At 72.5% G+C, this 17,099-nt stretch carries 13 protein-coding genes; 3 read left to right on the forward strand and 10 right to left on the reverse strand.

What is annotated here, in order from left to right:
• The first annotated feature begins 11 nt into the window (after positions 1–11).
• Positions 12–1,196, forward strand: coding sequence for an acyl-CoA dehydrogenase family protein (locus tag QP090_RS34725; RefSeq protein WP_285943975.1), 1,185 nt, complete (start codon positions 12–14; stop codon positions 1,194–1,196).
• A gap of 93 nt (positions 1,197–1,289) precedes the next feature.
• On the opposite strand, the gene QP090_RS34730 is transcribed toward QP090_RS34725, so the two are convergent.
• Positions 1,290–1,760, reverse strand: coding sequence for a winged helix-turn-helix transcriptional regulator (locus tag QP090_RS34730; protein ID WP_285943976.1), 471 nt, complete (start codon positions 1,758–1,760; stop codon positions 1,290–1,292).
• Between the two features lie 88 nt (positions 1,761–1,848).
• Here QP090_RS34730 and QP090_RS34735 point away from each other — a divergent pair, with 88 nt between their 5' ends.
• Positions 1,849–2,589: a DUF899 domain-containing protein gene (locus QP090_RS34735; protein WP_285943977.1), complete on the forward strand. Its 741-nt coding sequence runs from the start codon at positions 1,849–1,851 to the stop codon at positions 2,587–2,589.
• A 74-nt stretch (positions 2,590–2,663) separates the two neighbouring features.
• Here the strand turns inward: QP090_RS34735 and QP090_RS34740 are convergent, their stop codons facing one another.
• The 9 genes from QP090_RS34740 to QP090_RS34780 form a co-directional block, all read right to left on the reverse strand.
• The gene (locus QP090_RS34740; RefSeq protein WP_285943978.1) at positions 2,664–4,061 is read right to left on the reverse strand and encodes a cytochrome P450; all 1,398 of its coding nucleotides are present in this window, start codon (positions 4,059–4,061) and stop codon (positions 2,664–2,666) included.
• The gene (locus QP090_RS34745) at positions 4,058–4,594 is read right to left on the reverse strand and encodes a flavin reductase family protein (RefSeq protein WP_285943979.1); all 537 of its coding nucleotides are present in this window, start codon (positions 4,592–4,594) and stop codon (positions 4,058–4,060) included. Before QP090_RS34745 ends, QP090_RS34740 begins: the two co-directional genes overlap by 4 nt.
• Positions 4,591–5,049, reverse strand: a complete 459-nt coding sequence (locus QP090_RS34750; protein ID WP_285943980.1) for an acyl-CoA thioesterase — start codon at positions 5,047–5,049, stop codon at positions 4,591–4,593. Before QP090_RS34750 ends, QP090_RS34745 begins: the two co-directional genes overlap by 4 nt.
• Positions 5,050–5,055: 6 nt before the next feature.
• Positions 5,056–10,935 carry a type I polyketide synthase gene (locus QP090_RS34755; protein ID WP_285943981.1) on the reverse strand — a complete coding sequence of 1,960 codons (5,880 nt, stop codon included), beginning with the start codon at positions 10,933–10,935 and terminating at the stop codon, positions 5,056–5,058.
• Between the two features lie 227 nt (positions 10,936–11,162).
• A complete protein-coding gene (locus QP090_RS34760; RefSeq protein ID WP_285943982.1) occupies positions 11,163–12,149 on the reverse strand; it encodes an enediyne biosynthesis protein in 987 nt (328 codons plus the stop codon).
• Positions 12,146–14,128 carry a CRTAC1 family protein gene (locus QP090_RS34765; RefSeq protein WP_285943983.1) on the reverse strand — a complete coding sequence of 661 codons (1,983 nt, stop codon included), beginning with the start codon at positions 14,126–14,128 and terminating at the stop codon, positions 12,146–12,148. The genes QP090_RS34760 and QP090_RS34765 overlap by 4 nt, the downstream gene beginning before the upstream one ends.
• A 205-nt stretch (positions 14,129–14,333) precedes the next feature.
• Complete coding sequence (locus tag QP090_RS34770) at positions 14,334–15,209, reverse strand: SDR family NAD(P)-dependent oxidoreductase (RefSeq protein ID WP_285943984.1); 876 nt, start codon at positions 15,207–15,209, stop codon at positions 14,334–14,336.
• Positions 15,206–15,811, reverse strand: a complete 606-nt coding sequence (locus QP090_RS34775) for a peroxidase-related enzyme (RefSeq protein WP_285943985.1) — start codon at positions 15,809–15,811, stop codon at positions 15,206–15,208. Before QP090_RS34775 ends, QP090_RS34770 begins: the two co-directional genes overlap by 4 nt.
• A gap of 54 nt (positions 15,812–15,865) precedes the next feature.
• Positions 15,866–16,840, reverse strand: coding sequence for a DUF1702 family protein (locus QP090_RS34780; RefSeq protein ID WP_285943986.1), 975 nt, complete (start codon positions 16,838–16,840; stop codon positions 15,866–15,868).
• On the opposite strand from QP090_RS34780, the gene QP090_RS34785 reads away from it, so the two are divergent.
• Positions 16,758–17,096, forward strand: a complete 339-nt coding sequence (locus QP090_RS34785) for a hypothetical protein (protein WP_285944069.1) — start codon at positions 16,758–16,760, stop codon at positions 17,094–17,096. The genes QP090_RS34780 and QP090_RS34785 overlap by 83 nt on opposite strands.
• The last annotated feature ends 3 nt before the right edge of the window (positions 17,097–17,099 follow it).

Here is a 17,099-nt window from a genome sequence, read left to right on the forward strand (position 1 = left end):
GAGGAGCACAGATGACAAACACCGAGGCGCCGCCGCGGCCCGAACTCGCCGGCCGCGCGACGGAACTGGTCGACCTGATCCGCAAGCACGCCGGATGGCAGGAGGAGAACCGCCTCCTGCACGAGGAGGTCCTCCAGGGGCTTCGCGACACCGGTCTGCTGAAGATGCGGGTCCCGGTGCGCTATGGCGGCTACGAGTCCGATACGAGCACCGTGTGCGACGTGATCGCCGAACTCGCCCGCGCGGACGTCTCCGTCGGGTGGACCATGAACACCTGGATGATCGGCTGCTGGCTGGCCGGGCTGTTCCCGGACGAGGTCCAGGACGAGATCTTCGCCGATCCCGATGTCCGGATCGGCAACAGCGTCAGCCCGAACGGGATGGCCGTGCCGACCGACGGCGGCTATCTCCTCAACGGCAGGTGGCCCTTCAGCACCGGCATCCTGCACAGCCAGTGGTTCGCCCACTCCGCCGTGATGGCCGTCGAGGGCGGCGACCCGGTGCCGGTCGTGATCGCGATCCCGGCGGCGGACCTGACGATCGTCGACGACTGGCACACCGTCGGCATGCGCGGCACCGGCAGCGTGACGACCATCGCCGAGAACCTCTTCGTCCCGCAGGCGCGCGTCCTGCCGATGCTCCCCCTGATCCTCCAGAACCAGCACCTGTCGGAGCGAAACGCCGACTCCGCGGTGTGGAGGGTCCCGTTCTCGCCGTCGGCGGCGGCGCTGGCCGGCGCGGTCGCGCTCGGCACGGCGCGGGCGGCGCGGGAGGCGTTCTTCGAGCGGCTGCCCGGCCGCAAGATCACCTACACCGGCTACGAACTCCAGGTCGAAGCACCCCTCACCCACCTCCAGGTCGCCGAAGCCGCCGTCAAACTCGACGAAGCCGAGTTCCACGTGCGCCGCGCCGCCGGGCGCCTGGACGCCAAGGCCCGGACCGGCGAGCCCTGGACGATGGAGGAGCGGGCCGCCGCGCGGATGGACATGGGCGCGGCCACGCTGCGGGCCAAGGAGTCGGTGGACGTCCTGAACACCGCCAGCGGCGGATCGTCGATCTACTCCCACGTGCCGATGCAGCGCATCGAACGGGACATGCAGACGATCAGTCTCCACGGGGTCCTGCACCCCAACACCAATCTCGAACTCTACGGGCGCGTGCTGTGCGGCCTGGAGCCCAACACGTACCTGATCTAGAGCGGCACGGAGATCGGCTCATGCGGCCGGGGCCCGATGGTCCCGGCCGCAGGCGTGCGCGGCGGCGGCGCACGGCCCCGCCGCTCTCCGGCGCTACGCCGGCTCGGCCGCCTGGGGCGCGCCGGGGCCGGGCACCGCAACGATCTCGGTCACGGCGGGCGTCCGGCCGCACTCCCGGCAGGTGGCCGACAGGTGCACCGGGCCGCCGCACCCGTCGTGTTCGAAGAGGACCGGCGGTCCCTGCGGCGCGGCCCACCGGTCGCCCCATTCGGTCAGCGCCATGATCACCAGTGCGAGCTCGCGGCCCTTCGGAGTGAGGACGTACTCGCTGGCGCCCACCATCTCACCGGTCGGCCGCGACTCCATCAGCCCGTCGGACACGAAGCCGTCCAGTCGCTTGGCGAGAATGTTCGGGGCGATGCCGAGGCGGCGCTCGAACTCCGAGAAGCGGGTCATGCCGCTGAAGACGGCATTGCGGATGATCAGCAGGCTCCAGCGCTCGCCGACCAGTTCGAGGGCGCGCGCCGCGGAACAGTTCTCGCGTTCGTACATACGACCCAGCACAACCCAATCCTACCGAGAAAAAACCGTAGTGACGCAGGTCATGTTAGGCTGCTTGCATCATGCAAGCCAGGGAGGAGAGCGAGACCAGATGAATCTTCCACAGGTCGTCTCACCCGACGAGTGGCTCGCGGCGCGCAAGGAACTGCTCCGCCGCGAGAAGGAGTTCACCCGCGCCCGCGACGCGCTCAACGCCGACCGGCGGCGGCTGCCGATGGTGCGGATCGAGAAGGACTACACCTTCACCGGCCCGGGCGGCGAGGTCGCGCTGCTCGACCTGTTCGACGGCCGCCGGCAGCTCATCGTCCAGCACCTCATGCTCGAGTCGGCGGACGAGGCCCTCTGCAGCGGCTGCACCAGCATGGCCGAGTCGCTCAACGACGGAGTCCTCGCACACCTGGGCCGGCTCGACACGGCGTTCGCCGCCGTGTCGCGCGCGCCGTACCCGGAGGTGCGGAAGGTCGGCGAGGCGCAGGGGTGGACGTTCCCCTGGTACTCGTCCTCCGGCAGCGGTTTCAACCGCGACTTCCACGTCACGCTCGACCCGGCGGTCGCGCCCCCCTACTACAACTTCCGGGACGCCGGCGAGCTGGCCGCGGCGGGCTTCGACTGGATGAAGGACTACGTCGGCGAGCAGCCCGGCATCAGCTGCTTCCTGCGCAGCGGCGACGAGGTCTTCCACACGTACTCGACGTACGCCAGGGGCCTTGAGGCCATGATGACCAGCCTCCACCTCCTCGACCTCACGGCCCTGGGCCGGCAGGAGGACTGGGAGGAGCCGAAGGGCCGGACGGCCGCCTCACCGCAGGACGACGCCGGCCTGCCGTCCTGACCGGAGCCACCCGGGACCGGACGTCAGCCGCCCTGCCGGCGGTATCCGCCGGCAGGGCGGTGCGCGCGTGCCCGCTACCCGGAAGCGGGGCGCACGTTCATCGGCAGGCCGCCGCGCACGCGCAGGGACAGCATGGCCTCCGGCCGCACCCGGTGGCCCGGTAGCGCGGCCAGGCGCAGGTCCCTGCTGACCAGCGCGAGGACGAAGACCGCCTCGATCAGGCCCAGGTTCTTGCCGACGCAGAAGCGCGGCCCCGCGCCGAACGGGATGTAGGAGTAGGCCGGCCGTTCGCCCGGCCTGCCGGTGTCGAAGCGGTCCGGGTCGAACCGGTCCGGGTCGGCCCAGTACCGGGGGTCCCGGTGCAGGGTGTACGGGCAGATCATGACCTTGGCCCCGGCGGGCACGTGGTAGCCGCCGATCTCGTCCTCCCCGAGCGACAGCCGGGGCAGGATCCAGACCGGCGGATAGAGCCGCATGACCTCCTCGATGACCCTCCCCGTGTAGGTCAGCCGGTGCAGGTCGGCGTACTCGGGCAGGCGGTCGCCCAGCACCTCCCGGGCCTCCGCACGGAGCCGCGCGGCGACCTCGGGGTGCCGGTCGATCAGGTGGAACGCCCAGCTCAGCGTGCTGGCGGTGGTCTCGTGGCCGGCGAGCAGCAGCGTGACCAGCTCGTCCCGCAGCCGGCTCTTGATGACGCGCCCGTCGACCGCGCTGCGGACCGACCCGAGGAGCCGCGCCATGACGTCGTCGCCGCCCGCGTGCGCGCCGGCCTGGGTGATCAGCTCGCCGACGACGCGGTCCAGGTACCCGCGGGCGCGCCGGTAGCGCCGCTGCTTCGGCAGCGGGAGCCAGGACGGCACCGAGCTGAGCGACATCATCTCGAAGATCGCCTGGTCCTGGACGGACTCGAACGCCTCGCCGACGGAGCCGAACGCGCCGAGGTCGGCGTCCAGCAGGGCGCGGCCCAGCACACCGAGGGTGAGCCCGGTCATCTCGGCGCGGACGTCCACCGGGCCCTGGCCGGCCTTCGCCCGCAGCCGCTCGACCAGTCCCGCGGCCTCCTCCGCGATGGCCGTCGCCTGCCCGGCCATCCGCCTGGCGTGGAACACCGGCTGGATGGCCTTGCGCTGGCGGCGCCACAGTTCGCCCTCGCTGGTCAGCAGCCCGTCGCCGAGGGCCCGGCGGGCGTGCGTGAGCCCGATCCCCTTCCGGTAGTTGACACTGTTGTCGGCGAGCACGTGCTTGGCGTGGTCGGGATGGTTGAAGAAGTACAGCGTCGTCGGGCCCAGCGGCAGCCGCACGGCGTCGCCGTAGCGCGCCGCGGCGTCCCGCATCACCGCCAGCCGGTCCCGGGCCAACCCGGCGAGCAGGATCGGCATGGCGGTCCGGGGAGGGCCGGGCGGGCGGCGCCGTCCCGTGCCGCCGCCGCGCGGGCCGGGCGGAGGCCGGACGTCCTGGTCGGGGAGGGTCACGACGCCACCTCGCTCCCCTCCGGGACGAGCCGCCGGAAGCCGCCGTCGAAGAACAGCAGCCCCTCGTCCTCCTCGCTCCGCTCGGCCGACAGCAGCCGCCCGAGGAAGATCGTGTGGTCGCCGGCGTCGTGCCGGCGCCAGACCTCGCACTCGAAGCCCGCGAGGGCGCCGCCGATCATCGGCACCCCGGTGAGCCGCCCCGGGACGCAGTCGACGCCCTCGAACTGGGCGGTGCCGAGCGGACGCCGGCGGTCGGCGAAGTGCCGGGCGACCCCCTCCTGGTGCTCGGCCAGGACCGACACCCCGAAGCAGCGCGCCGTGTCGAGCCCGCGATGCATGATCGCGGAGTGGTCCACGCAGATGAGCACGAGCGGTGGGTCGAGCGAGACCGAGCTGAACGCGTTGGCGGTCATCGCGTGCGGGCTCTCGCCGCCGATGGTCACGACCGTGACGCCGGTCGCGAAGGCGCCGAGTGCCCGGCGCAGGAACCTGGTGTCGGCGATCTCCGGGGCGGGCTGCGGCTGGACCGTCATGCCGGCCTCCCCGCTTCGACGAGGGTCGCCGGGGCGTACGGCCGCAGGGCGTCCACCAGGACGCCGGGCACCCGTGCCGGGACGGTCCGCGTGTTCGGTCCGCGCATGCAGGCGACGCGCTGGCGTCCGCGGGCGATCAGCGTGCCGGGCCCGACGGGGTCCAGCCGGAGGTAGTCGAAGCCGAACTCGAGCTGCGTCTGCGCCAGCTCGATCAGCCGCATCCGCACCGACAGCTCGTCGAACGCGGTGATCTCCGCGAAGAACTCGCAGTCGACCTTGAGCGTGAACAGCTTCAGGTCGTCCTGGAGGTCGGCCAGGACGGCCGGGGCCTTCTGCTTGAGAAACAGCTCCCGGCACCGGCCCTGCCATCGGAGGTAGTTGACGTAGTAGACGTTGCCGACGAGGTTGGTCTCCTCGAATCCGACCGTGTGGAGGTACTCGAAGTAGTCCGCCATGGTGGTCTACGACCGCCCTTCAGTGAGGATTGCGAACACGGCCGGCTCGGCGCGGCCGTTGAGCGACGTGGCGAACGTCGCGATGAGCAGGTCCCCGGAGGCCAGGACCGCCCAGCCGCTCCGGGACCTTGGTGCCAGGGCGAGCGGGGCGTCCATCGGGAGCCCGGCCTTGCGCAGGCACTCGATGGCCGTCCACACCCGCGTGCCGGCGACGGCGGCGTCCTCGTCGAGTTCCTTGGCGACCAGTGCGGCCAGGTCCCCGTACCGGCCCAGCAGGCCGGCCCAGTCCGCGGCGGTCCGCTCGGTCGCACTCTCGACGTCGCAGCCGACGGTCGTCCCGGCGACGGCGCACAGCGTCACCCCGGCGCCGTGCGAGGCCGAGAGCAGCCGATCGCCGTCGATCTCCGGGCGGCCGTCGGGGCGGTACCGGATGTCGAGGCCGGCGCCGGCGTCGAGCGCCCGGCGCGCGGCGACCGCGGTGCGGCGCCGGCGTTCCCCGGTGTCGCCCGCGTCGCCCGCCCCCGCGCCGGCGCCCGCGCTCTGCTCGTCGGGCTCCACGGCCAGGGCGACGCGGGTCCCGGTGATGTCCTCCACGGCCCGTTCGAGGAACGGCCCGAGCAGCGGAGCCGCCCACGGCCCGCGGCCGTCGCCCTTGCGGACGGCCTGGAGGTGGAGCCCCTCCCACCGTTCGACGACCTCGCCCGCGCCGTTCCTGACGGCGATGTCGTAGACGTAGGTGTCGCCCTCGTGGAGACGCTCGGTGGCGCAGTAGCGCAGAGTCCCGCCGGTGCCCAGCCCCGCGCCGCCGGGATGGATCCGCTCGATCCCGGTCGGCAGCAGCGTGGCGTCCGGAACGCAGACCTGGTTGCCGTGCATCAGGGCGTCGCGGACGCCCGGGTCGCCCAGCAGCAGCCCGCCCGGCAGGTAGCCGGCGAACCAGTCGGTCTCGACGGCCGCGACCTCGGCGTCGACGTGCCGCGAGGCCGCCCGGTGGTAGCGGCGCAGGCGCTGGAACCGGCCGCCCTGGAACAGGACCGGCCCGTACAGGTCCGCGGCCGGGTCAAGCGGCACCGCCGGCAGCCCCGCCCCGGTCTGCTCCGGCGGGCCGTCCGGAGCCGCGCCCTGACCGAACCGCAGCCTGGCGCGGAAGTGCTCGGCGGCGAACCCCGTCTCCGCGCTGCGGATCGACGCCTGGACGGTGTCGTCGTCGGTGACGACCGCGGCGACGCGGATCACCGTGCTCCCCTCCGGGGGGACGACGATGGGCCGGACGAACTCCGCGTCCTCGATGACGGGCGCCCCCGGGCGGCCGGTGACCGCCGCGGCGGCCTGGGCCATCGCCTCCATCCCGAACACGGCCGGGAACAGCAGGTTCCCGTCCAGCAGGTGATCGGCCAGGTACAGGTCGGTGCCCGCGTTCAGCTCCACCTCGGTGACGAGCTCGACCCCGTGGTAGCGGACGAGCGGGGTGCCGAGGAAGCGCATCAGCGGCAGTTCGGGCCGGTCGTGCCGGACCGTGTCGATGGTCCCGGTCCGGCCGCTGACCACCACGACCTCCGGCGCGTCCGGGTCGGCGAGCAGCCGGCGCATGATCTGCACGCCCTGGTCGGGGGCGACGGGGGTGATCCCGTCCTGGGCGAGCGACTCGACGACGGCGAGCCGCTCCCCCATCCCGACCCCGGACCAGACCGACCATTCGAGGCACAGGGCCCGGCAGCCGGGGTACTGCTCCGCCGTCTCCCGGGTGAGGGCGGCCAGCCACTCGTTGGCCATGGCGTAGTGCCCCTCGCCGCGCAGTCCGGCGCGGCCGATGATGCTCCCGAACGTGACCAGCAGCCGCAGCCGCTCGGGCCCGACGGCCGACAGCACCGTGCGGAGCCCGTCGATCTTGGGGGCGAAGGTCGCCCGGACCTCGTCCATGTCGAGGGCGGTCAGCCCGCGCGGCAGATTCCGGCCGGCGCCGTGCAGCACCGCCGTGACCGGCCCCAGCTCGCGGGTCGCGGCGGCCACCGCGGCGCGCACCCCCGCCGCGTCGCAGACGTCGGCGCGGTAGTAGCGGGCGGTCACCCCGGCCTCGGTCATGCGCGCGAGGTTCGCGGCCAGTTCGGCGTCCTCGCGCGGGTCGGAGCGGCCGAGCACCGCCAGGCGGGCGCCGGTGTCGCCGGCCAGCGCCAGCGCGCACTCGGCGGTGATGCCCTTGCCTCCCCCGGTGACCAAGAGGACGTCCGAGCCGTCGAGCGGCGCGGCCGTCCGCTCCGCGCGCACCGGCATGGCGCGCAGGGTCGGGACGCGGCGGACGCCGTCGGCGTCGTAGTGGACCTCGGCGTAGTCGTCGGTCGCGGCCACCTCGGCGGCGACCCGGGCGGCGGCCTCCGGGCCGGGCGGGACATGCGCGATGGTGACGCGGAGGTGCGGGGCCTCCAGCCGCAGCGTCTTGGCCAGGCCCGCCGCGCCGCGCCCGTGCTGGACGAGCACGAAGCGGTCGCCCGCCTCACCCGACAGCGCGGCCTGCACGCCTTCGAGGGCCGACGCCAGGTGCTCCGCGGCGCAGTCCTCGGGCAGGCAGACCAGGACGCCGGGGCCGGTCCCGGCGGCCTGGAGGGCGGATCGCAGCGGCTCGGCGAGCGGGTTGCCGCCGGGCGCGTACAGCCGCCACTCCCGCTGCCCGGACGGGTTCCGCGGCCCGGCGCCGTCCGGCGGGGGAGGTTCGGGAGAGCGCACCGGCGGCGTCTCGACCAGGTCGACGGCGAACGGCCTCGCCCACGCACCGGCCCCCTCGACCACCGGCGCGGGCGCCGTCTCCCCCGAGGTCTCCGCGAGCTGGTCGAGGGTCTCGGCCAGCTCCCGCAGGGTGGCCGTCGCGAAGCTGGTCGGCGGCTGGAGGATGGTCACCCCGCGGGCCTGGGCCGCCAGGTTCATCACCTGGCCCACCGTGATCGAGCTCAGGTGCAGGTCGTCGAGCAGCCGGCTGTCGTCCGACACCATCTCGACGGGGAGCTCGACGCGTTCGGCCACCAGGCGGCGGAGCGCCCCGAGGGTGCTCTCGTCGGTGCCTTCACCGGCCGGGCTCCCGGCGAGCTCGGGACCGGCGGGCGCGGGGCCGGCGGCCTCGGGGCCGGTGGGCCGGGCTCCCGCCTCCCGTCCCCCGATGCTCACGGCGGGCGCCTGCTCGCACGGGCTGGCGAAGAAGGCGAACGTCTCGCCGATCTCCAGCGGCCGGGCCAGCCGGTCGTGGAACAGCGCCTCGTGGTCCACCGGCGCCCCGATGACGTACGCGGCGCCCGCGACGCGCAGCAACCCGCGCAGCGACTCGTCGTCGGTGTCCAGGGCCACGGCCGGCACGCCCGTCGTCTCGGCCGCCAGCCCGCTGAGCACCCGGCCCGGCCCGACCTCCACGAACAAGTCGACGTCCTTGGCCGCCAGCTCGACCGCGCGGGTGAACAGCACCGGATCGGTGATCTGGCGGCGCAGCAGGGCGGGGATGTCGGTCTCGGCCGGCAGGAGCGCACCGGTGACGGTGGAGATGATCCGCCGCCCGATCCGGCCGAACTCCCTCTTCTCCAGCCCGGCCGCGAACGCGTCCGCGGCGGGCGCGACCAGCGGCGAGTGGAACGCGTGCGAGACCGCCAGCCGGGTCCAGGACACACCGGCCTCCGCCGCTCTGGCGCCGGCGGCCTCGATCGCGTCCGCCGGTCCCGCCACGACGGTCTGCGCCGGCCCGTTGTAGGCGGCGATGACGACCGGGAGGTCGCGGATCAGCGCGGTCACCTGGTCGGGCGGGGCGCCCAGGCCCGCCATCGTGCCCGACTCGCTGTGCTCGGTCATGGTGCGGCCGCGGTCGCCGACCAGGCCGAGCAGCGCCGGCCCGTCCATCGCCCCGGCCCAGTGCAGCGCGGAGATCTCCCCGAGGCTGTGGCCGACGGCGACGCCCGCCTCCAGCCCGAGCAGCGACAGCGCGCGCAGGCCGGCCATCGAGCCGGTGGCGATGCGCGGCTGCGCGACGGCGGTCGCGACGGCGTCGCCCGCCGCCGGCAGCGCCGCGCGCTCGTACACCTCCTCGACCTCGGCGAAGCGGCGCCGGAGCGCCCCGCCGCTCAGGCCCTTCCCCGACCCCTGTCCGGTGAAGAGGTAGCCGATCCGCCCCTCGCCGCTCGCGTGGCCGAGGAAGCGGCGGCCCTCGGGATCGGCCAGCACCGTCTCGCCGGCGTCGAGGGTCTCCAGCAGCCGCCGCAGGCCCCGCTCGGCGTCCTCGGGCGAGGAGACGACCAGGGCGGCCCGGTACGGCAGGTCGCGCAGCCGCTGGTGCAGCGTCGCCGCGAGGTCGCCGAGCTGGGCGTACGACAGGGTGGGCACCCAGTCGGCCAGCTCGGCGAGCCGGCCGCGCAGCTCGTCCGGCGAGCCGCCGTCGACGAGCAGCAGCTCGGCGTCCTGCACCGACGCGGCCAGCGCACGGGTCCGGCGGCTGAACGGGCGGGGCCGCCGCGCCCCGGCGCCCTCGACCACCACATGGCTGTTGATGCCGCCGAAGCCCATCGAGGTGATCCCCGCCCGCGGCGGCGCTCCGTCCGGCCAGGGCTCGGCCTTGCGCAGGACGCGCAGCAGCTCGCCGTTCTGCTCGATCACCGGATGCGGGTCCACGCAGCCGACGGTCGGTGGCAGCACCCGGTGGTGCACCGCCAGCACCGCCTTGATCAGACCGGCCACCCCGGCGGCGGCCTTGGTGTGGCCGATCATCCCCTTGACGGTGCCGATCACGGCGGGCGCCGCCGCGGCGCCGGCGGTCGCCGCGGCGTCCGCCCTGGCCCTGCTGAGGGCGGTGAGCTCGACGCCGTCCCCCACCTCCGTGCCCGTGCCGTGCCCCTCGAACAGCGGCACGGTGTCGATGCCGAAGCCGGCCCGCTCGTAGGCGCGCCGCAGGGCGAGCCGGTACCCGTCGGCCTCGGGGCGGGTGATCCCGCCCCGGCCGTCGGAGGAGATGCCCCACCCGGCGACGGTGGCGTAGACGCGGCGGTCCGCCCGGACGGCGTCCGGCTCGCGCATCAGCACCACCATTCCGCAGCCCTCGCCGGGCCAGAAGCCGTTGGAGTTGCGGTCGTACACCCGCATCTCGGTCCGGGCGAGGGCGCCGGTCTTGGCGAAGCCGACGATCTCGAACGGGTCGATCGAGAGGTCGACGCCGCCCGCGATCGCGACGTCGAGGTCGCCGTCGAGCAGCGCCTTGCACGCGGTCGACACCGACAGCAGCGAGGACGAGCAGGCCCCGTCCACCGCGTAGCCGCCGCCGTTGAGGTCGAAGTAGTTGCAGATCCGGCCCGCGATCGTGTTGGACAGCCCGCCGGCCAGGGTGTCCTCGTCGGGCGCGGGGAACGGGCTCTTGTAGGTGTCCTCGAGGTCGTCCAGGAACCCGCCGAGCCGAGTGTCGTCCCAGCCCTGCTCGCGGAGCGCCGCCGCGACCGTCCGCCGGACGTAGGGCCAGCGCAGCCGCATCAGGTTCGCGCGGGTGAACTCTCCGGTGAGGGTGTTGCCGACGACGACGCCGGTGCGTTCGCGCCGCAGCCCCTCGGCGTCGGGGAAGCCCGCGTCGGCCAGGGCCCGGCCGGCGACGTCGAGCGCCAGCCAGTGCGTAAGGTCGGTCGACCGGTAGGTGCTGCCGGCGATGCGGTGGGCGACCCGGTCGAAGGTGTAGCCCTCGATGACGGCGGCGTTCCTGGAGTAGAAGCTGTCCGGGGCGGCCGGGTCCGCGTTCCAGTAGTCGGCGAGCCGCATACGCTCGTCGGGCAGCCGCCGGAAGGCGCGGCGACCGGCGAGCGCGTTCTCCCAGAGCCGGCCCGGTGAATCGGCATCGGGATAGACGCTCGCCATTCCCACAACAGCAACCCTAGGCATATTCTCATCGCCTCTTTCTGCATCGTGATGATTTACCAGCGTGCCCTACTCGATGCAGATCCGACTTCTCTTGAAATGCTTGAAGACCGATCACCGGAACGGTGAATTCAAATAACACCGTTTCATAATGGTGTCATTTATTGAAATCGCCGGTAGTCGCGGCGGGCATGCCGAAGAGCGGCTCCCGCGACGTGCGGGAGACCGCTCTCGGTGCCGAGGTCAGGCGATCAGGCGGTGGACGGATTCGACACCGGCGCCGCCGCGCCGGCCGCGCGCTCGCGCCGCTGCCGCCTCAGGTGCGCGACCCACCAGCCGAGCCCGCGCAGGGCGCACAGGGCCGTGGTGGCGTAGAACAGCGTGTAGGTGATGTTGAAGAGCATCAGCACGGCGTAGATCACCGCGAGGCTGGAGCCGAAGATGAACTGGGCCCGGCCCTTGGACGGCGTGGTGCCGGGGTCGGTGATCATGTAGTTGGTGAACAGCACGAACGCCACCCCGGTCATCACCGCCAGGCCGGTCGCCAGCGGCGCGTCCCAGATCCAGTGCCGGACCAGGGCCTGGATCGCGAAGCCGCCCATCCAGCCCATGATGAGCATCACCCGCCCGGTGAGCACGGCGTTGATGACCGTGCCGGCGGTAATGATGATCACCGGAATCAGGATGCGGAAGAGCGAGTTGGCGTACTCGGTGAACTGGTAGGGCGGCGCGATGCTGACCCACGATCCGAAGCACAGCAGCGTGACGGTGATGCCAAAGTTCGACGGGTTCATGAAGTGCCGCCACCGGCCGTTGATCGGGGCCCTCAGGATGTGCTTCTGCGCCACCCCGACGACCACGCCGAACATGATGGGCCACCACATGTCGTTGGCGTAGAGCAGCATGTTGACGGCCAGGGCGGTGATGTGCGACGGGAGCAGGAACTCGTACAGGCCGCGTGCGCCGTTGCCCCGGAACCGGGGGGCGACTCCGTCCGCCCTGGCGCTGATCACCTCGAAGACCAGCTCGGTCGCGTACGCGGTGACGACCGCCAGGATCGGCCACAGCCAGGGCTGCTCGAAGCCCAGCACCGTGTATCCGATGATGTTGAACACGCTGATCGAGATCGCGAAGTTGCGCAGCGCGAGGTAGCGGACGTCGGGTTTGCGCACGGCCTTGGCCGGCGGCGGGGCGGTGGGCGCCGGCGCGGCGCCGGTCGGCTCGACTGTCGTGGTCATCGGCTCGGAACCTCCTTGGCCGTGGTGTCCAGAAGCAGGGTGTGGTCGCCCTCGTTCAGCCGGACGGTCTGCTTGTGCAGCCGGGCCTGCGTGTCGCGCCACTGGAGCTCGACCTCGACCGGCCCGCCGGTCCGGCCGAGCCCGAAGCGGACCTCGAAGCTGCGCTTGCCGCTGTGGCCGCTGCCCCCGTCGAGTTGCGAGATGTGGGTGCGGCCGTCGGCGGTCCGGGCCCGGACGGTCACCCCGTAGGCGGGCGACCCGATCCCCTGGAGGTCCTTGCCGTCCGGACGCCCGGCCACCGGCCGGAAGAGGTGCAGGTCGAGGTAGCGGCCCAGGTTCGGGGAGTTGTTGGCGTAGAACGCCGGCGGGCCCCACTGGCGGGCGAGGGCGAAGTCGAGCGCGCCGTTGCGCCGGGTGTCGGCCATCGCCACGCCCCGCGTGGGGATCGGGACGGCCAGGCCGAGTTCCTTGGTGAGGTTGGCGAAGGGCCCGCCGTCCTGCCGGGCGTAGAAGGCGACCGGCTGGCTTCCCGCGATGTCGTCGCCGGGCTGCACGTTGGGCCACATCGCGGGGTTGGTGTAGATGTTGTCGTTGGTCATGGCCATCTCCTGGAGCCACGGCCAGCGGTTGATCTTCCCCTTGACGAAGCCCTCGGTCTGGACGATCTCCAGCTTCCCGCTGTTGCGGAAGTCGCCCATCTTGACGTCCCAGCCCCAGCCGGTGAACGCCAGCCCCATCTCGCGGGCCTTCTGCGTGTACGGCGCCTCCCCGGCGGCGAGCCGGCGCTGCATGTCGGCCTCGCTCCCGGCCTGGTTGATCCAGGTGAAGTTGCTCTCCTCCAGGCCCCAGGCGGTGGTGATGTTGCTGACCGACATGTCGAACCGGCCGCTGTTGTTCAGGTCGCCGAAGTCGACGCCCATGCCCTTGAACGAGCTCTTGCCGATCACGAACGACTTGGGCGTCGTGGGGCTCCGCTTCCCGATCACCTCGCCGAACCTGATGGTGCCCGGCGTGGACCGGTTGTGGAGCAAATGGTCCTTGCCGAAGTCGTTGGCCAGGTAGAGCTCGGGGACGCCGTCACCGGTGAGGTCCGCGCTCGACGCGGCGAGGGTCCAGCCGGAGGACGCCTTGAACGGCAGCGCGCCTCGAGCCTCGGCGAACGTCGCCGTGGGGCGGGGGCCCGCGGTGGCGTTCTGCCAGCGCAGCACGTGCGAGCCCCCGCCGTTCTTGGCGTTGGACATCGAGGCGTTCATCTGCACGTTGTTCAGGCCGTGCGGATCGAGGACGTCGGAGTCGGGGAAGTAGTTGCTGACCAGGATGTCGGCGTGGCCGTCGCCGTCGAAGTCCGCGACGTTGACCGCGTTGGTGTTCCACCGGGGGCCGTGGTAGGCGCCGTCGGCGCTCCCCTGGGGCACCAGTTCCACCCGCTCGTAGGTGTCGGGCGCGAGCGCGCGCGTCCCGGTCTTGGCGAGGAAGAGGATCGGGGTGCGGCCCCAGTAGTAGACCATGAGGTCCATTCGCCCGTCGCCGTTGAAGTCGCCCGGCGCGCAGCCCATCGGGGCCATGGCGGGATGCACGGGGAGCGGCGCGGGATCGAGGGCGAAGGGCGTGAACCGGTCGGCGGCGGGTGCCGTCGGCGCGTAGGTCACGACCACCTTGTCGGTCCGGGTGTCGACCAGGCACATGTCGTCCGGCCGGCCGTTGCCCTGGAGGTCGTTGATGGCGACCGCCGCACCGACCGCGGAGATCCACGACCGCAGGTGCCGGAAGGCGGGGTTCACCGTCCGCTCGGTCTGGGTCGGCTTGTACCCGGGCGGCATGGCGATCGGCATCTCGGTGAAGCGATACCGCGACGCCAGCTCCGCCCGTGTGTCGGCCGAGGCCGTCGGGAGCCGCGCGACAAAGTACAGAGCCAGGATCAGCGCGAGCGCGGTCAGGCCGGGGATGAATCTGCGCTTCCGCGCCCAAAGAGATGCCATTTCATTCTCTCCATCGGGGTCCGGTCGATCCTTGTATCGGCGGTCATGCAGCATCCCTATGCTGAAATACGAGGCCCCGTGTCCGCATCTTTCCGAATGCGGTTTTCCCGTCGTTGTCCGCGGTCGCCGCCCGAACGCACGGAGCCCTGGCACGGCACCCCCGGAACGGGAATGCCACACCAGGGCCCAAGGGCGGCGGGAGAGCTCAGGGAATCGGAAAGAACAAGCGCACGAATCGTTCGAAGAAGCGGTCGCCCATCGTCAAGCGCATGCGCGGGAGAAGCCGGGACGGCATGCCTATCCGGTAGCGGATGCGGGGGTTCGGCGCGGTCGCCGCCCGCTCGATGACCTTGGCCACCGCGTCCGCCCGGACCGCGATGCGGCCCCGGCCGCTCGGGCGGGGGGTGTCCCGGTAGGCCTCGTGCCAGTCCACGAAGTACTCCCAGAAGTCCCGGTACACGCCCGCGTTCTGCTCCTCGGTCATGCCCAGGTCGGCCACGCTGGTCGGCACGAAGCCGCCCAGGATCGGGGACGGCTCGATCAGCACCACCTTGATGCCCGCGCCGGCGACCTCGTGCCGGAGCGAGTCGCCGATCGCCTCCAGCGCGTGCTTGGTCGCCTGGTAGTAGCCCCGGCCGGGGGTCGCGAACTGGCCGAAGATCGACGACATCAGGACGATCCGGCCGGCGCCCTGCTCGCGCATCCCCGGCAGCACGAGCTGGGTCAGCCGGGACAGCCCGAAGACGTTGGTCTCGAACTGGCGGCGGACCTCCTCCATCGGGGTCTCCCCGATCGTGCCGTTCAGGCTGTAGGCGGCGTTGTTGATCAGGGTGCCGACGGCGCCGTGCTCGGCGGTGATCCGTTCGACGGCCTCGATCATCGACTTCTCGTCGGTCACGTCGAGGCGCATCGTGGTGACGCCCTCGGCGGCGAGCTCCTCCAGCGCTTCGACGTTGCGGGCGGTCGCGTAGACCGGCAGGCCCGCGCGGTGCAGGCGCAGCGCGGCGGCGCGCCCCGTCCCCGACGACAGGCCCGTGCCCGACGACGCGCCGGTCAGCAGGATGGCGCGTGACGGCGTCATCGAGTGCTCTCCTGCTGGGAGATGCGGCTCTTCTGCTGAAGGGCCGCGCCGAGCCCGACGGAGTCGACGAGCCGGTTGATGAAATTGAACAGCGCCGCGCAGAAGACCGCCTCGAGGATCTCGTCGTCGCTCCACCCCGCGTCGGCCGGAGCCGCCCAGTCGGCGTCGGTGACCTGGTAGGCCGCCGTGCTGACCTTGGTGACCAGCCGCATCAGGGCCAGCGTGCGCTCGTCGACGGGGAGATCCTCGGGCGTGGTGGCGGTCTCGACGGCCGCGGCCAGCTCGGGGCTGCCGCCGAACTGCAGGAGGAACCAGTTGTGGGTGCCCACGCAGTACGGGCACTGGTTGACCTGGGAGGTCCACGCCGCGATCAGTTCCTTGGTCTCACGGGCCAGCGCGCCGTCCTTGAACATTCCGGCGTAGCCGGTCGTCACCACGTGGAGCAGTTCCGGCCGGGTCGAGGTCAGCCGGAACATGTCCGGCACGAACGGCAGCCCGGTCGCCGTCTTCACATCCTCGTACAGGTCGGCGAGCCGGCCCTCCGCGTCGGCCTCCTCGACGAGCGGCACCCGGACGCCCTTGAGCATTGAGTTCTCCTGCATGGGCCTGGCCCTTTCTTCGGGGGGTTGTCGGTGTCCGCTCGGCGGGCGGCGGTGTCAGCCGCCGCGGACGGCGGCCTGGATGCGCTGCCGCCAGACTTCGAACGCGGGCAGCGGGCCGTCCGGGGGAAGGTCGTCCAGTGCGGTGTCGGTCAGCCGGGCCGCCTCATCGACCGTGCACCCGCAGATGACGCGCACGGCCTCAGTGGTGTCGTCCACGACGAGTCCCGGCAGGAGGCGCGCCTTGGCGGCGAACGCCGATCCCTGGGCGAGGTCGCCGCGGTGGTCGCCCGCGAGCTTCACCAGGGCCTCCAGCCCGACGGCCCCGGCGCCGCCCCCGACGCCGCCCGCGTAGGTCGCGGCCAGGCCGGTGCCGCCCCACAGGTCCGCGCGCCGCTGCGGCGCGAACGTGCCGATCATCGACGCCACCCGCTCGACATCGGCGCCGCAGACGAACCACAGCGCCCGGCCGATGCCCTGGTCCACGGCCCGCGCCGCGTATCCCGAGGGGTCGGGCCAGGGCGGGACGACGGCCGGGGCCTTCCGCTCGTGGACGTACTCGCGCGTCGAGAAGTAGGCCAGGTGGAACCCGTAGCCGTCGAGCGCGAGCCAGCGCAGCAGCGGGTCCTGGAGCACGATCGCCGGCCACAGCCGCTTGGGGAGGCGGGCCATCGCCCAGCCGATCCCCACGTGCGCCATGTAGATGTGCGCGCCCGCGGGACCGTCCACGAAGGCCCGCACGCGGTGGCGCCGCCACGGTGTCATCGCGTCGGTGATGGCCAGGGCCATGGCGGCGCCTTCGTAGGCGAATCCGCGGAACCGCCGTTCGACCGTGTCGAGCAGGGCGCTCAACTCGGCCATGTCACCGCTGGTCATCGCGTGTTCGAAGCCGGTCAGAAACTGCCGGCCGGTGTGTTCGAGTCGCGCCTGGGCCTGCGGATCCCGCGCGGTGAATCCGCGCCTCGCAAAGGTGACTTCGGAGAAATCCGGTGTCAGCAGGCGTTTGCGAATGTTTCCCGTCAAGGTTGCCATGTATCCCCCTGAACGCGGTCGTCCCCGGGGTGGGGTCGATCTCAGGGTGCCGTCCCGCGGCCGGGACGTCATCTTCTCTATTGCCATTTCATCGGGAAGTCCGAAACGGCACCGGCCCGCGCACATCGGCGCACAGGCGAAGAAGACGGCGGCGATGCCGGATGTGATGCTGAGGCTTGAGATCATGCGCGCGATCTTCTGGCGGCGCCGCCCGCATTCCGGTGGCGACCGCGATCCTGCCGGCCCCGATGCGTGATGA

Source organism: Actinomadura xylanilytica, from assembly GCF_030283145.1.
Taxonomy (GTDB): domain Bacteria; phylum Actinomycetota; class Actinomycetes; order Streptosporangiales; family Streptosporangiaceae; genus Spirillospora; species Spirillospora xylanilytica.

Bases quoted from the DNA above. Each gene is read 5' to 3' on its own strand.
- QP090_RS34725 (WP_285943975.1), top strand. From the start codon at position 12: ATGACAAACACCGAGGCGCCGCCGCGGCCCGAACTCGCCGGCCGCGCG.
- QP090_RS34735 (WP_285943977.1), top strand. From the start codon at position 1,849: ATGAATCTTCCACAGGTCGTCTCACCCGACGAGTGGCTCGCGGCGCGC.
- QP090_RS34745 (WP_285943979.1), bottom strand. From the start codon at position 4,594: ATGACGGTCCAGCCGCAGCCCGCCCCGGAGATCGCCGACACCAGGTTC.
- QP090_RS34750 (WP_285943980.1), bottom strand. From the start codon at position 5,049: ATGGCGGACTACTTCGAGTACCTCCACACGGTCGGATTCGAGGAGACC.
- QP090_RS34755 (WP_285943981.1), bottom strand. From the start codon at position 10,935: ATGCCTAGGGTTGCTGTTGTGGGAATGGCGAGCGTCTATCCCGATGCC.
- QP090_RS34760 (WP_285943982.1), bottom strand. From the start codon at position 12,149: ATGACCACGACAGTCGAGCCGACCGGCGCCGCGCCGGCGCCCACCGCC.
- QP090_RS34765 (WP_285943983.1), bottom strand. From the start codon at position 14,128: ATGGCATCTCTTTGGGCGCGGAAGCGCAGATTCATCCCCGGCCTGACC.
- QP090_RS34770 (WP_285943984.1), bottom strand. From the start codon at position 15,209: ATGACGCCGTCACGCGCCATCCTGCTGACCGGCGCGTCGTCGGGCACG.
- QP090_RS34775 (WP_285943985.1), bottom strand. From the start codon at position 15,811: ATGCAGGAGAACTCAATGCTCAAGGGCGTCCGGGTGCCGCTCGTCGAG.
- QP090_RS34780 (WP_285943986.1), bottom strand. From the start codon at position 16,840: ATGGCAACCTTGACGGGAAACATTCGCAAACGCCTGCTGACACCGGAT.